Source organism: Microbacterium sp., assembly GCF_041641055.1.
Classification (GTDB): domain Bacteria; phylum Actinomycetota; class Actinomycetes; order Actinomycetales; family Microbacteriaceae; genus Microbacterium.
On the sequence record NZ_JBEPZB010000049.1, the window covers coordinates 1 to 14,972 of the forward strand.

Annotated in this window: 12 protein-coding genes; 1 reads left to right on the top strand and 11 read right to left on the bottom strand. The window is 68.8% G+C overall.

What is annotated here, in order from left to right; translation table 11 throughout:
* Window positions 1–24: 24 nt before the first annotated feature.
* From mmsA to rsmA, 5 genes are all read right to left on the bottom strand, one after another.
* The gene (mmsA, locus tag ACESK8_RS17325; RefSeq protein WP_372969754.1) at window positions 25–1,545 is read right to left on the bottom strand and encodes a multiple monosaccharide ABC transporter ATP-binding protein; all 1,521 of its coding nucleotides are present in this window, start codon (window positions 1,543–1,545) and stop codon (window positions 25–27) included.
* A 154-nt stretch (window positions 1,546–1,699) separates the two neighbouring features.
* Complete coding sequence (locus ACESK8_RS17330) at window positions 1,700–2,713, bottom strand: LacI family DNA-binding transcriptional regulator (RefSeq protein WP_060928421.1); 1,014 nt, start codon at window positions 2,711–2,713, stop codon at window positions 1,700–1,702.
* Window positions 2,714–2,825: 112 nt separating this feature from the next.
* The gene (locus ACESK8_RS17335; RefSeq protein ID WP_372969744.1) at window positions 2,826–3,758 is read right to left on the bottom strand and encodes a 4-(cytidine 5'-diphospho)-2-C-methyl-D-erythritol kinase; all 933 of its coding nucleotides are present in this window, start codon (window positions 3,756–3,758) and stop codon (window positions 2,826–2,828) included.
* Between the two features lie 13 nt (window positions 3,759–3,771).
* Complete coding sequence (locus tag ACESK8_RS17340; protein ID WP_372969745.1) at window positions 3,772–4,839, bottom strand: aldo/keto reductase; 1,068 nt, start codon at window positions 4,837–4,839, stop codon at window positions 3,772–3,774.
* 9 nt (window positions 4,840–4,848) lie between these two features.
* Window positions 4,849–5,718 carry a 16S rRNA (adenine(1518)-N(6)/adenine(1519)-N(6))-dimethyltransferase RsmA gene (rsmA, locus tag ACESK8_RS17345; protein WP_372969746.1) on the bottom strand — a complete coding sequence of 290 codons (870 nt, stop codon included), beginning with the start codon at window positions 5,716–5,718 and terminating at the stop codon, window positions 4,849–4,851.
* Between the two features lie 71 nt (window positions 5,719–5,789).
* Here rsmA and ACESK8_RS17350 point away from each other — a divergent pair, with 71 nt between their 5' ends.
* The gene (locus tag ACESK8_RS17350) at window positions 5,790–7,064 is read left to right on the top strand and encodes an MFS transporter (protein ID WP_372969747.1); all 1,275 of its coding nucleotides are present in this window, start codon (window positions 5,790–5,792) and stop codon (window positions 7,062–7,064) included.
* Here ACESK8_RS17350 and ACESK8_RS17355 read toward each other — a convergent pair.
* The 6 genes from ACESK8_RS17355 to ACESK8_RS17380 form a co-directional block, all read right to left on the bottom strand.
* Window positions 7,046–7,915: a TatD family hydrolase gene (locus ACESK8_RS17355; RefSeq protein WP_372969748.1), complete on the bottom strand. Its 870-nt coding sequence runs from the start codon at window positions 7,913–7,915 to the stop codon at window positions 7,046–7,048. The two genes, ACESK8_RS17350 and ACESK8_RS17355, sit on opposite strands and share 19 nt — an antisense overlap.
* 2 nt (window positions 7,916–7,917) lie before the next feature.
* Window positions 7,918–9,510 (bottom strand): methionine--tRNA ligase, encoded by a 1,593-nt coding sequence (gene metG / locus ACESK8_RS17360; protein WP_372969749.1) that lies wholly within the window; start codon window positions 9,508–9,510, stop codon window positions 7,918–7,920.
* A 38-nt stretch (window positions 9,511–9,548) separates the two neighbouring features.
* Entirely contained in the window at window positions 9,549–11,090 is a 1,542-nt protein-coding gene (locus ACESK8_RS17365) for a molybdopterin-dependent oxidoreductase (protein ID WP_372969750.1), read from the bottom strand.
* Window positions 11,091–11,135: 45 nt separating this feature from the next.
* A complete protein-coding gene (locus ACESK8_RS17370) occupies window positions 11,136–12,305 on the bottom strand; it encodes a glycoside hydrolase family 1 protein (protein ID WP_372969751.1) in 1,170 nt (389 codons plus the stop codon).
* A gap of 12 nt (window positions 12,306–12,317) precedes the next feature.
* The gene (locus ACESK8_RS17375; RefSeq protein ID WP_372969752.1) at window positions 12,318–14,045 is read right to left on the bottom strand and encodes an ABC transporter ATP-binding protein; all 1,728 of its coding nucleotides are present in this window, start codon (window positions 14,043–14,045) and stop codon (window positions 12,318–12,320) included.
* On the bottom strand, window positions 14,042–14,972 hold a 931-nt coding region (locus tag ACESK8_RS17380; protein ID WP_372969753.1), incomplete at its 5' end, for an ABC transporter permease. The genes ACESK8_RS17375 and ACESK8_RS17380, both read right to left, overlap by 4 nt.

Below are 14,972 nucleotides of genomic sequence, written 5' to 3' on the forward strand. Positions count from 1 at the left end.
GCTTCGTTGTCGTGAGGTCGGTGGTCATGCGGATGCTTTCTGAGTCGCGGAGGTCATGCTGCGCATGAGAGCCTCGGGTGTCGCCTGGTCGGCCGGGATGCAGTCGGTGACCCGACCTTCGAAGACGGTGTAGATGCGGTCGGAGATGCCGAGGAGCTCGGGCAGCTCACTGGAGATGACGATCACGCCCTTGCCCTGGGAGGCGAGTTCGTTGATGATCGCGTAGATCTCGTACTTGGCTCCGACGTCGATGCCACGGGTGGGCTCGTCGAGGATCAGCAGGTCGGGATCGGTGAACATCCACTTCGCCAGGACGACCTTCTGCTGGTTGCCTCCGGAGAGCTTGCCGACGCCCTCCTCGACGCTGGGGGTCTTGATGCGCAGCGCCTTGCGATAGCGCTCGGCGACGGAGTACTCCTCGCGCTCGTCGACCACTCCACGGGTGGAGATCTTCGACAGCTTCGCCGCCACGACGGACCGCTTGATGGTGTCGAGCAGGTTGAGCCCCAGCACCTTGCGGTCCTCGCTGACGTACGCGAGTCCGTGCTTGATCGCCGACGAGACGTCGGGGATCGTGATCTCCCGTCCGTCCTTGATGATCGTGCCCGACTGGAAGTTGCCGTACGAGCGGCCGAAGATGCTCATCATGAACTCGGTGCGCCCCGCGCCCATGAGCCCGGCGATGCCGACGACCTCGCCGCGGCGGACGTTGAGGTTGGAGCCCTTCACGACCATGCGCTCGGAGACCGTCGGGTGCTGCACCCACCAGTCCTTGACCTCGAAGAACACCTCGCCGATCTCGGGGGTGCGGTCGGGGTAGCGGCTCTCGAGCGAGCGGCCGACCATGCCGCGGATGATCCGGTCCTCGTTGATCTCGCCGCGCGAGATGTCGAGGGTCTCGACGGTGCGTCCGTCGCGGATGATCGTGATCTCGTCGGCGATCTGCTCGATCTCGTTGAGCTTGTGGCTGATCATGATCGACGCGATGCCCTTGGCCTTCAGGCCCAGGATCAGGTCGAGCAGGTGCTGCGAGTCGTTCTCGTTCAGAGCGGCCGTGGGCTCGTCGAGGATGAGGAGCCTGACGTCCTTGTTGAGCGCCTTGGCGATCTCGATCAGCTGCTGCTTGCCGACGCCGAGCGTCTTGATCGCGACGTCGGGGTCCTCCCGCAGACCGACGCGGGCCAGCAGCTCGACGGTGCGCTGGCGCTGGGCCTGCCAGTCGATCTTGCCGAACCGGCGGATCTCATTGCCCAGGAAGATGTTCTCGGTGATCGAGAGCTCAGGGATCAGCGCGAGCTCCTGATGGATGATCGCGATGCCGGCCTGCTCGCTGGCCGCGATGTCGCGGTAGCGCTGCTCCTGGCCGTAGAGGAGGATCTCCCCCTCGTACGTGCCGTACGGGTACACGCCGGAGAGGACCTTCATGAGGGTCGACTTCCCGGCGCCGTTCTCCCCGCAGATCGCGTGGATCTCTCCTGCGCGGACGGTGATGGAGACGTCTGACAGTGCCTTGACGCCCGGGAACTCCTTGGTGATGCTGCGCATCTCCAGGATCGGGCCTGACACGACCGGCAACGTTGCTGTGGTGCTCACGGATCTTCCTCGCGACGGGCGGTCACCTTCGATGTGACCGTTCACATTGGATTACATAGTCTACGCTCGCCGAGGCGGTGTCAAGACCACGGGCGAAATTGTGGCCCTATCGGGGCGCGGACGATTCCCTGGTGCGCAGGGTGGTCTGCAGGGGTCCGAACTGGGGAACCTGCTCCCCTCGGATCTGCGCGAGCAGGAGACGCACGGCGCGACGCCCGAGCTCCGGGAAGTCCTGGTGCACCGTGCTCAGGGTCGGCGCGACGTGCGCCGCCACGGGGATGTCGTCGAAGCCGACGACGCTCACGTCCTCGGGGACGCGGATGCCGGCATCGCGGAACCCGTGCATGAGCCCGATCGCCATCTGGTCGTTCGCGACGAACACCGCCGTGAAATCGCGGCGCCGTGCGAGCTCCTGCCCGGCGAAGTATCCGAAGTCGGCCGTCCAGTCACCGCGGATCGGCGGGAAGGTGGGCAGGTCGGCCTCGCGCAGGGCATCCAGATACCCGCGCATGCGCGACTCCGCCTCGATCCAGTCCTGGGGACCGGCGATGTGGATGATGTCGCTGTGCCCGAGTCCGATCAGGTGCTCGGTCGCGGTGCGCGCGCCGGCGACCTGATCCGCCGACAGGCTCACCCCGTCCGATCCCGAGGCGGTCTGCAGGGAGACGAACGGGATCTCCACCGCCATGCCGCGCAGGACATGGAAGGCCCGCACCTGCGGCGCGAGCACCACGATGCCGTCGACCTGCTCACGGGCGAGTTGACGCAGCGCGCTGCCGATCGCCTCGGGCGTCGTCGCAGAGAGGTTCAGGGTCGAGACGGAGTACCCCTCCTCGCGCGCGGCATCCTCGATGCCGACGATCGACGAGGTGGGCCCGAACTCCCCCACGGTCGCCGCGAGGATGCCGAGCATGTTCGACTTGCTCGTGACCAGCGCGCGGGCGGCGAGGTTGGGCCGGTAGTCGAGGACGGCGATCGCGTCGAGGACCTTGGCCTTGGTCTCGGGGCGGATGCTCGGATGATCGTTCAGCACCCGCGAGACGGTCTGATGCGACACCCCGGCGAGCCGCGCGACATCGCGGATGCTCGGCATCCGCGCGCGTTCAGAGGCGGTCGACATCACAGACCTCCTCGTATGTGCACGGTCACATCGTCACTACATTATGTACGCAAGGTCGATCGAGCGCACCTCGCACGCATGCGGCGCGCGTCAGCCGCACCTGGTGCGCACGTCAGCCGATGATGCGCGCGCCCTGGACGGGGCCATGCACGTGCAGGGAGTGGATGCCCTGCTCCCGCAGCATCGACTGCACCTGCTGAGCGCCCTCGGGACTCGGGCAGAGCAGCGCGACCGTGGGTCCCGATCCCGACACGATCCCCTGCAGTGCACCGGCGTGGATGCCGCGCAGGATCGTCGTCTCCAGCTCGGGCCGCTCGTAGAGGGCCGCCTCCTGGAGGTCGTTGTAGATGCTCTCGGAGAGCAGCACGGGGTCTCCGGAGCGGAGCGCCTGCAGCACGGGCACGGGCACGTCGAGGGACACCGCAGGCTCATCGGCGAGAGCGCCCTCCGCCTCGCGCAGCGCGTCGAGCCTGGCGTAGACGAGCGGGGTCGACAGTCCGTCGTCACTCGGCACCAGCAGCCAGTCGAAACGACCTCGGGCGAGTGCGGGGTTCAGCTGGTCGCCGCGTCCTGTGCCGACGGCCGTGCCGCCGTGCAGAGCGAACGGCACATCGGCGCCGAGGCGCGCCCCCAGCTCGTGCAGCCGCGCGGTCGAGAATCCCGTGCCCCACAGCGCGTCGCAGGCGACGAGGGCGGCCGCGGCGTCGGCCGAACCGCCGCCCATGCCGCCGGCGACCGGCACGTTCTTGCGGATCTCGAGCGCCACTCCCCCGTCGTACTCGGCCGCGGTCGCGAGCAGCTTCGCCGCGCGCATCGCCAGGTTGCGGTCATCCAGGGGCACCGAATCCGGGTCGTCGACACCCGACACCGTGATCGAGAAGTCGTCGGCATGCCGGGCGATCACGTCCTCGTACAGCGACACCGCCTGGAAGACCGTGGCCAGCGCGTGGTAGCCGTCGTCGTGGCGCCCGCCCACCCCCAGGTAGACGTTGATCTTGCCCGGCGCGCGCACGTGCACGGCGTCGGAGGGGGCGGCGAACGTCATCTCGAGGGTCCCGTCACAGCTCCGTGGACGTCGCCCACAGATCGACGTCGATCGAGCCGGACAGCTCGTCGATGCGCGCGAGCTCCTCGGCCGTCAGCGCGGGCCCGTTCACGGCCGCGATGTTCTCGTCGAGCTGCTCGGGCCGCGAGGCCCCGATCAGCGCGGAGGCGACGACCGGGTTCCGGAGCGTCCACTGCAGCGCCAGCTGCGCGAGCGACTGGCCGCGCTCACGGGCGATGTCGTTCAGCGAGCGGAGCGTCTGCACCGCGGCATCCGACAGCGGAGCGTCAGGCAGCGAGCCGCGCTTCTGCGCGCGCGCCGCCGTGCCGTCGCCGAGGTACTTGTCGGTCAGCAATCCCTGGGCGAGCGGTGTGAAGGCGATGGCTCCGAGACCGGACTGCTCGAGGGTGTCGGTGAGTCCGTCTTCGACCCATCGGTTCAGGATCGAGTACGCGGGCTGGTGGATGACGAGCGGGGTGCCGAGCTCCGTCGCCACCGCGACGGCCTCGGCCGTGCGCTCCGCGCTGTACGACGAGATGCCGACGTACAGCGCCTTGCCCTGACGTACCAGCGTGTCGAGCGCCCCGACCGTCTCCGCGACCGGGGTCACCGGGTCCGCACGGTGCGAGTAGAAGATGTCGACGTGGTCGAGGCCCATGCGGGTCAGCGACTGCTCGGCGCTGGCGAGGATGTACTTGCGGCTCGCGAAGTCGCCGTAGGGTCCCGGCCACATGTCCCATCCGGCCTTGGACGAGATGATCAGCTCGTCGCGGTAGGGGCGGAAGTCCTCGGCGAAGATCCGGCCGAAGTTCTTCTCGGCCGAGCCGTAGGGCGGGCCGTAGTTGTTCGCCAGGTCGAAGTGCGTGATGCCGCGATCGAACGCGTGACGCAGCAGGGTGCGCTGGTTGTCGAGCGGGATGTTGTCGCCGAAGTTCCACCACAGTCCGAGCGAGATCGGAGGCAGGTACAGGCCGGACGTGCCGACCTGACGGTACTCGAACTGCTGATAGCGGCTCTCGTCGGCCGCATACGGCCGGTGCAGCTCGGGGACGTTCGGACGGAAGCGGGGAGAGTCGGTCACGGTGCCAGATTAGTCGCTGACGACGGCGTCTTCGATCTGAGCGACGTGCCGCGCAATACGGTGATAGTCGTCGACCGTGAGGTCCTCGCCGCGGGCCGTCGGCGCGACGCCGGCGGCGATCAGGATCTCGGATGCCGCGGCGGAGCTGCCGAAGAGGTCGGACAGCGCCTGACGCAGCATCTTGCGTCGCTGGTTGAAGGCGGCATCCACGATCTTGAAGGTGAGTCGGCGTTCGTCCTCCGTGCCGCGTTCGCCCTCCGACCGGTCGAAGCCGACGAGGAGACTGTCGACGTTGGGCACCGGCCAGAAGACCTGACGGGACACGGTGCCCGAGAGCCTCCATTCGCCGTACCAGGCCGCCTTGACGCTCGGGGTGCCGTAGATCTTCGATCCGGGTTTGGCCGCGATGCGCTCGGCGACCTCGGCCTGCACCATGACGACACCGCGCTGCAGGTAGGAGAAGCTCTCGAGGAAATGCAGCAGCACGGGGACGGAGACGTTGTAGGGGAGGTTCGCGACCAGCACGGTCGGCTCGCCGGGCAGCTCGGTGATGCGCAGCGCATCGGCATCCACCACCGTGAGCATGTCGGCGGCGACGCCGTGCTCTGCGACGGTCTGCGGCAGGCGCGCGGCGAGCCGGTGGTCGATCTCGACCGCGGTGACGGCGGCCCCCGCCTCGAGGATCGCGAGCGTGAGGGATCCGAGCCCCGGACCCACCTCGACGACCCGCTCCCCCGGCTGCACCTTGGCGGCGGTGACGATCTTGCGCACGGTGTTCGCGTCGACGACGAAGTTCTGTCCGAGCTTCTTGGTCGGGGTGACATCGAGCTCGGCGGCGAGCCGGCGGATCTCGGTGGCGCCGAGCAGGGTGACTGTCATTGCTCCATTGTCCCCCACGCCCCCTCCCTCGAAGCGCCGCCGCTGTCCGACCCTCCCACTAGTCTGCTGTGATGCCCTCTCTCGGTGAACTGATCGCACCTCGACGGATGGGCAGGGATTTCCGCTGGCTGCTCGCGTCATCGTGGACGAGCAACGTCGGAGACGGCGTCGCCCTCGCGGCCGCTCCCCTGCTCATCGCGTCGATGACGTCGTCGCCGATCCTGGTCGCCTCCGGTGCGATCCTGCAGTTCCTGCCGTGGCTCCTCTTCGGTCTGCACGCGGGAGCGATCGCCGACCGCTTCGACCGCCGCCGCCTCGTCATGGTCGCGAACGCGGCGCGCGCCGTCGTGCTCGCCGGCCTGTGCGTGTTCCTGATCACCGGCACGGCGAACATCTGGATCGTCCTGGCCGTCGCCTTCCTGTACGGCACGGCGGAGGTGTTCGTCGACACCGCGGGGAGCACGCTGCTGCCGATGCTGGTGAAGCCCGCCGACCTCGGCATCGGCAATGCGCGCCTGCAGGCCGGCTACCTCGTGGCGAACCAGTTCGCCGGTCCGCCGTTGGGTGCCTTCCTGTTCGCCGCGGGCTCGGCCTGGCCTTTCCTGGTCGAGGTCCTCTGCGTCCTGCTCGCCGTCGTGCTGATCTCGCGCATGGCGCGCACCCCTGTGCCGCCGCGCTCGGCCGTGGAGGGCGAGCGCTCGCACGTGCACACCGACATCGCCGAGGGACTCCGCTGGCTGTGGCAGAACCCGCCGGTGCGGATGCTGGTGCTGATCATCCTGGTCTTCAACGTCACGTGGGCGGCGCCCTGGGGCGTGCTCGTGCTCTACGCCACCGAGTATCTGAACATGGGCGCGGTCGGCTACGGAGCGCTCACGACGGCGTCGGCGGCCGGCGGCATCCTCGCCACGCTGTGCTTCGGCTGGCTCGAGCGGCATGTGTCGTTCGCCACGCTGATGCGCGTGGTGCTGTCGCTCGAGGTGCTGATGCATCTGGCGTTCGCGCTCACCACCACCGGATGGGTGGCACTGGTGATCATGTTCGTGTTCGGCGCCTACGCGTTCATCTGGGGCACCATCTCGACCACCGTCCGTCAGCGCCTCGTGCCCGCCGAGCTGCAGGGACGCGTCGCCTCGGTCAACATGGTCGGCGTGTTCGGCGGCATGGTGATCGGCCAAGCGCTGGGCGGAGTGATCGCCCAGGTCTGGGGCCTCACGGGGCCGTGGTGGTTCGCCTTCGTCGGGGCGGCGCTCACCCTGGTGCTGGTCTGGAAGCCGATCTCGCAGATCGTCAGTGCCGCACCGGTGGATCAGTCGGTGAACGAGACTCAGCCGAACGAGCCGTAGACCCGCAGGGTGTTCGCGGCGAGCTGCGCGCACAGCTCGTCGACCTCGATGCCGAGTTCCGCCGCCATGAACCGCACCGTGATCGGCACGAGGTACGGGGCGTTCGGACGACCGCGCAGCGGTGTCGGGGTGAGGAACGGCGCGTCGGTCTCGACCAGGATCCGGTCGAGGGGCGTGACGGCGAGCGCGTCGCGGAGGTTCTGGGCGTTCTTGAAGGTGACGTTGCCGGCGAAGGACAGGTGATACCCGGCATCCGCGCAGACGCGAGCCATCGCGTCGTCACCCGAGAAGCAGTGGAAGACCGTCTTCTCTGGCGCGCCGACGCGGCTCAGCGTCTCGAGCACGGCGTCATGCGCGTCGCGATCGTGGATCTGCATGGCGATGCCGTGCTTCTTCGCGAGAGCGATGTGCGCCTCGAAGGACTCGAACTGGGGCCCTCGGCGTTCGGGCTCGGTGCGGAAGAAGTCGAGTCCGGTCTCGCCGATCGCCCGCGTGCGAGGATGCGCGGCGAGCTCGTCGATGATCGCGATCGCCTCATCGAGACGGCCCTCCTCGGCATAGGTGGGCGCATCGTTCGGATGGATCGCGACAGCGGCGAGCACTCGACGATCGGATGCCGCGGCCTCGACCGCCCACCGCGACGACTCGATGTCTCCCGATGCCTGCACCACCCCGGCGATCCCGACCGCGGCGGCACGGTCGAGCTGCTCGGTCAGCGACAGCGGCTCATCGCCGTCGAGGATCTCGAGGTGCGCGTGGTTGTCGTACACCGGCACGACGAGGGGCTCAGGGGCCGCCGGGTATCGGAGGTCCTTGCGCCCGTCGCCGCCTCGCTGCTGCACGTAGGTCATGCTCAGGCGGTCTGCTCCACGCGCGGGAAGAGCGGCGCGAGAGCGGTGACCGTGCTTCCGGGGCGCAGCACGCCCCAGGCTCCCGCCTCGCGGATCGGCTGGTCCTGCAGACCACCCAGCTCCGCGGCCGCGCCGAGCGCGACCCAGAGCTTCTCGGTCGACTGCGGCATGATCGGGGAGAGCAGCACCGCGAGCGCTCGCAGGCCCTCGGCGCAGGTGTACAGGACGGTGCCGAGGCGCCCGCGCTGAGCCTCGTCTCCGCTGTTCGACTGCTTGGCCAGCGCCCACGGCTCGTTCGCCGTGATGTAGCCGTTCAGCGCGTCGACGATCGTCCAGATCGACGAGATGGCCTCGTCGATGCGGAACTGCTCGATCGAGGCATCCGCCTTCGACGCCGCATCAGCGACGATCTGCTGGATCTCGAGATCCTTCTCGGTGTAGTCGGCCGGCTCGGGCACGACGCCGTCGAAGTACTTCTGGATCATCGCCGTGGTGCGCGAGGCGAGGTTGCCGAACCCGTTGGCGAGCTCGGCCTGGTAGCGCGCGGACAGGTCCTCCCACGAGAAGGAGCCGTCCTGGCCGAACGCGATCGCGGAGAGGAAGTAGTACCGGTACGCATCGGAGCCGAACACGTCGGTGATCTCCGTCGGCGCGATGCCGGTGAGCTTCGACTTCGACATCTTCTCGCCGCCGACGAGCAGCCAGCCGTGCGCGAAGACGCCCTGGGGCACCTCGAGCCCTGCCGCCATGAGCAGAGCGGGCCAGATCACGGCGTGGAAGCGCAGGATGTCCTTGCCCACCACGTGGTACGCGGGCCAGCGGCGGTCGAACGTCTCCTGATCGGAGCCGTAGCCGACGGCTGTGGCGTAGTTGAGCAGCGCGTCGACCCACACGTAGATGACGTGCGACTCGTCCCACGGGAGCGGGATGCCCCAGTCGAACGTCGAGCGCGAGATCGAGAGGTCCTTGAGGCCCTGGCTCACGAAGGAGACGACCTCGTTGCGCGCGGAATCGGGCCGCACGAAGTCGGGTCTGATCCTGTACAGCTCGAGCAGGCGGTCCTGGAACTCGCTGAGCTTGAAGAAGTAGTTCTTCTCCTGCAGCAGCTCGAGCGGCTTGGAGTGGATCGCGCACACCTTCAGCCCCTCGAAGGGTCCGGTCCCGTCGACGATCTCGGACTCGGGCTTGAACTCCTCACAGCCCACGCAGTACAGCGCCTCGTACTCACCGGCGTAGATGTAGCCACGATCGTAGAGACGCTGGAAGAACGTCTGGACGTTCTTCTCGTGGCGCTCCTGCGTCGTGCGGATGAAGTCGTCGTTGGCGACGTCGAGCGTCTCCAGCAGCGGGAACCACGACTCGGTGACGAGCTTGTCGACCCACTCCTGCGGGGTGACGTTGTTCGCCGCCGCGGCACGGAGCATCTTCTGCCCGTGCTCGTCTGTACCTGTCAGCATCCAGGTGTCATCGCCGCCCTGCCGGTGCCAGCGCGCGAGCGCGTCGACAGCCACCGACGTGTACCCGTGGCCGATGTGCGGCACATCGGAGGGGTAGTAGATGGGCGTGGTGATGTAGAACGATTCGCCTGCGGGCATGGGGACAATTCTAGGTGGGATACCGGGGGTGGTTACGCTCAGGCGACCGACACCTCGACGCGGTGCCACCCCTGGGCGCCGTCGGGCACGACGTCGGCCGGATCCGAGGTCTGCGTCTCGCCGTCGGCGCTGAGCGCGCGGCACTCGATCGTGTGCGATCCGCTCTCCGCCGACCAGTCCAGGCGCCACTGCACCCAGGTGTCGGCGGAGATCGGGGCGGCGAGTTCCGCACGGCGCCAGGCACCGCCGTCGATCCGCACCTCGACCCCCTCGACGCCCACGTGCTGCTGCCACGCCATGCCGGCGATCACCGCATCCCCTGCGTCGATCCGAGTTCCCCGACGGGGCACGTCGATGCGCGACTGCAGCTTCACCGGTCCGCGCTCCGACCAGCCGCGATCGGTCCAGTAGGCGGTGGCCCGGTCGAAGCGCGTGACCTCCAGCTGCGTGACCCACTTCGTCGCCGACACGTAGCCGTAGAGGCCCGGCACCACCATGCGCACCGGGAACCCGTGCTCGAGGGGCAGCGGGTCGCCGTTCATCCCGACGGCGAGCAGGGCGTCGCGGTCATCGGTCAGCGCCTCGATCGGGGTGGAGGCGGTGAAGCCGTCGGACGAGGTCGACAGCACCATGTCGGCGTCCGAGTCGACTCCCGCTCTCGCGAGCAGCTCGCGCACCGGATATCCGAGCCAGAGAGCGTTGCCGATCAGATCGCCGCCGACCTGGTTCGACACGCAGGCGAGGGTCACGTGGGCCTCCTGCATCGGCAGGGCGAGGAGCTCGTCCCAGGTGATCACGACCTCGCGCTCGACCATGCCGTGGATGCGCAGCGACCAGTCGGCGGGGTCGATGCGCGGGACGATCAGCGCGGTGTCGATGCGGTAGAACGCGGAGTTCGGGGTGACGACACCGGCGAGGCCCTGGATGTCGAGCTCAGCGCCGACCGGCACAGCGGGAGCGGACACCACCGGCTTCGGCAGTCGCAGCAGCGCTCGCACCGACTCGATCGATCTGGTCGCCCCGCGAGCCGCGGTGCCGACCAGCAGCGCCACGACTCCGACGGCCGCGGTGCCGGTGGTCCAGAGCAGGAACCTGCGCCGCTCCTCGTGCTCGGCGCGCAGATACGGGACCGGGTGCACCGTGCGCATGAGCAGCCGGAGCGCGACGACCGCGGCGACCCCCGCCACGAGTCCCGGCAGCCAGGCGAAGGGGCCGGCCCCGGGACGGATCAGGGCCGCGACGAGTGCGAGCGCCCCGAGAGCGCCGAGGATCGCGGATCCGACACCCACGCGCCGCGACTCGAGGATGCCGGCGAGGGCGGCGACGGCCACGAGCACGACCGCGATGCCGGTGATGAGCGCGATCTTGTCGCCGGTGCCGAACAGGGCGATCGCGGCGTCCTTCGCCCAGCTCGGCGCCAGGTCGATGAGCTGCCCGCCGATCACGGCGAACGGACTCGCGCTCGGTTCGACGACCGCGGCCACGAGCTCGGCCAGGCCGACCGCGACGACGGTCGCACTCAGCCCGGCTGCGGCCGATCGGAGCCGATCGCCGCGGGTCGTCGTGGCTGCAGTGGTCATGAACCGAGAGTAGCCCCGGCATCTCGTGCCGGGGCTACTCCCGCCTCAGAGACCGTTGCGCCGTGCGACCTCGCCGAGCCAGGCGAGCGACGGCTTCGGCGAGCGCTCGAACGTCTCGTGGTCGAAGCCGATGAGCCCGAAGGTCGGACGGAATCCGCTGGCCCACTCGTAGTTGTCCAGCGCGCTCCAGTGCTGGTACGCCTTGACCTCGATGCCGTCGGAGATCGCGCGGTGCAGACCCTCCAGAGCGCCCTGGGTGTAGGCGATCCGTCGGGTGTCGTCGGCCGTCGCGATGCCGTTCTCGGTCACGAGCACCGGCACCCCGCCGCTGCGCTCCCAGGCGCTGCGGACGCCGAGCTCGAGCGCCTCGGGGAAGAACTCCCAGCCGGTGAGCGTGGTCTCGACGTCGTCGGCGACCGGGCGGGGCCCCTCGGGTCCGATGAAGGTGCGGGTGTAGGCCTGCACGCCGACGAAGTCGTCGCCGGCGGACTGGTCGAGGTACCAGTGATCGCGAGGGTCGCCGTACTCGGCCAGCATCTCGTCCGCCCCCGGCTCTCCCGTGGAGTGGAAGGCCTGCGTCGCGATCGTCCACCCCGCCTGCACGCCCGAGACGGAGTGCAGGATCTCGGAGGCGCGGTGATGCGCGTCCAGCAGCGTGTCGGCGACCGCGAGGTCGGGGTTCGGCAGACCGTACGCGACGAGGTTCGCGGCATCCTCTCCCCCGGCGAGCATCGCCGCGATGTTCGGCTCGTTGATCGTGCAGACGTACGTGACGCCCTCCAGGATCGGGAGCACGGTCTCGACGTAGCGCGAGAACAGATCGACGGCATCGTCCGCGCGCCAGAACCCGTCCTTCTGGAACCACTGCGGCACCGTGAAGTGCATCAGGGTCACCGTCGGGTCGAGCCCGTTCTCGCGTGCGGTGTCGATCATCCGGCGGTAGTGGTCGAGCATCGCCCGCGAGACGAAACCGCGCTCCGGCTCGATGCGGGCCCACTCCATCGAGAAGCGGTAGGAGTTGAGGCCGGCATCCGCCAGCAGCCTCATATCCTCCGGGTACCGGTGGAAGTGATCGGCGGCGTCGCCGGACGGCTCCACCATGGGAGACCCGGGAGCATGCTCCATGGCCCACCAGTTGCTGGTCGTGTTGTTCCCCTCCACCTGATGGGCTGCGGTCGCAGCGCCCCAGAGAAAGCCGTCAGGGAATGTGAGCACGAGTGCTCCTCTCTATCGCGAGATTCGGGATGGATTCGGCACGGCATCCAGGAGCTGGACCGTGTACGGGTCCTCCGGATGCTGCAGGACCTGGGAGGTCTCGCCGCGTTCGACGACGCGGCCGCTGTTGAGCACGAGGATGTTCTCGGTCACGAGCCGGGCGCTCAGGAGGTCGTGCGTGATGTAGAGCATGCTGATGCCCCACCTCTCGCGCAGGTCCTCGAGCAGCGCGAGCACACCGGCGCGGAGCGACACGTCGAGCATCGACACCGGCTCGTCGGCGATCAGCACCTGCGGATCGCTCGCGAGCGCCCTGGCGATGACCACGCGCTGACGCTGGCCGCCGGAGAGCTGATGCGGCAGCTTGGCCGCGAACTGCTCGACCGGGGTCAGGCCCACGGTCTCGAGGAGCTCGAGCACACGGGCTCTGGCCTCGTCACCGCGCAGCGGCGTGTAGTTGCGGATCGGCCGACTCAGCGCGTACTCCACCGTGTGCAGCGGGTTCAGCGCCGCGTACGGATCCTGGAACACCATCTGCACGTCCTTGCGGAGCTCACGGAGTCCCTTGCGCCGCAGGGTCGCGACGTCGACGTCCCCGAAGCGCACCGTGCCCTCGGTCGGCTTCTCGACTCCGGTGATGAGCTTCGCGAGCGTGGACTTGCCCGACCCCGAGGCGCCGACGAGCGCCAGGGCCTCTCCCGGCTCGAGGCGGAACGACACGTCGTCCACTGCGGTGACCGGCTGCTCACCGCGACGAGGGGCCGGGTAGCGCTTGGACACGCCCTCCACGACGATCGCGGCATCCGCTCGCCGGGTGTCGCGCTGCGACACCGTCGGCAGGGTCTCGGTCAGGTCGGTGCGGGACCGCCCCTCGCGGCGCCGGGTGCCGAGGTCGACGAACCCGGGGATCGAGATCGACTCGGCCCGCGGATCGGCGTAGTGGCTCAGCAGCATCCGGGTGTACTCGTCCTGTGGACGCTGCAGGATGTCGAGACTCGGTGCGTCCTCGACGACCCGCCCCTCGTGCATCACCATCACCCGGTCGGTCGCCTCGAGCACGATGCCGAGGTCGTGGCTGATGAGGATCGCGGTGAAGTGCTCGGTGCGCTGGAGATCCTTGATGGTGTCCATGACGGCGTGCTGCACGAGCACGTCGAGCGCCGTGGTCGGCTCGTCGAACACCATCAGCTGCGGCTCGAGCGAGAGGGCCAGCGCGATCGAGGTGCGCTGGCGCATGCCGCCCGAGAGCTCGCTCGGATATCTGGCCAGCACTGCGGGGTCGAGACCGACCTTGCCGATCAGCTCGCGCGCCCTCGCATCCCGATCGTCGCGGGCCACGTGCCCGTGCGCGGCGAAGATGTCGCGGAAGTGGTTGCCGATCGTGCGCACCGGGTTCAGCGCGTTCATGCCCGACTGCAGCACCATCGCGAAACCGCCCTGGCGCTGACGCCGCAGCTCCTCGGCGTCGAGCTCGCGGATGTCGCGGCCGTCGAACAGGATGCGCCCGCCGCTGATGCGAGCCGGCGGCTTCTGGAGCCGCGTCAGCGCGAAGCCGAGCGTCGACTTGCCCGAGCCGGACTCGCCCACGAGTCCGACGAACTCGCCTCGGCGCAGCGTGAACGAGACGTCCTCGACCGCGGTGACCGGGGTCGTCCCCGGCGAGGCGTACTCGACCGACAGGCCCTGGACATCCAGGAGGACATCGTCCGTGACGGCGGTGTTCGCTTCCATGGCGCTCATCGGCCCTTCCCCTCTCGCAGGCGCGGATTGGAGATCCCATCCACGCCGAAGTTGATCAGTGTCAGGCTCAGGGCGAGCAGGGCGATGCAGAGACCGGGGGCGAACAGCAGCAGCCACTGCCCGGTGAGCAGCGAGTTGGAGTTCTGCGCCCAGTAGAGCATGGTGCCCCAGCTGACGATGCTCGAGTCGCCGAGCCCGAGGAACTCGAGGCCCGCCTCCGCGAGGATCGCCGCAGTGGCCGCACCGAAGAGCGTGCCCGCGATGATCGAGGTCATGTTCGGCAGGATCTCGCGGAACACGATGCGCGCCCGGCTGTCACCCGAGAACTGCGCCGAGGTGACGAAGTCGTTGCCTCGGAGTGACTGCGTCTGGCTGCGCAGCACGCGCGCACCCCAGGCCCAGCCGGTGACGACGATCACCGCGATGATCATCAGGATGCCGCCGTTCTGCAGATACGCGGCGATCACGATCATGAGCGGCAGCCCGGGGATCACGAGGAAGAGGTTGACGATGAAGCCGACCACCTCGCCCAGGAATCCGCGCATGTAGCCCCAGCTGAGTCCGATCAGCACCGCGACGATCGTCGAGAGGAGGCCGGCGGCCATGCCGACCAGGAGGCTGATCTGCGAGCCGTAGATCAGCTGGCTCAGGACGTCTTCGCCTGCGGCGGTGGTGCCGAGCCAGTGCGCGGCCGACGCGTCGGCGTTGCGCTCGAAGGTGTTCTCCTTCGGTCCGTACGGGGCGAGGAGCGGAGCGAACACCGCGACCACCACGAACAGACCGAGGATGATGAGGCCCAGCCGGGCCTTGCCGTTGGACCAGAGGGTGCCCACCATCCGGGCGAACGAGCGCCACGGGCTGGGAGCCGCGATCCGGTCGGAGGGAACCTTGACATTCATGGTGGAGGTCATCGGCGGGTCCTTGGAT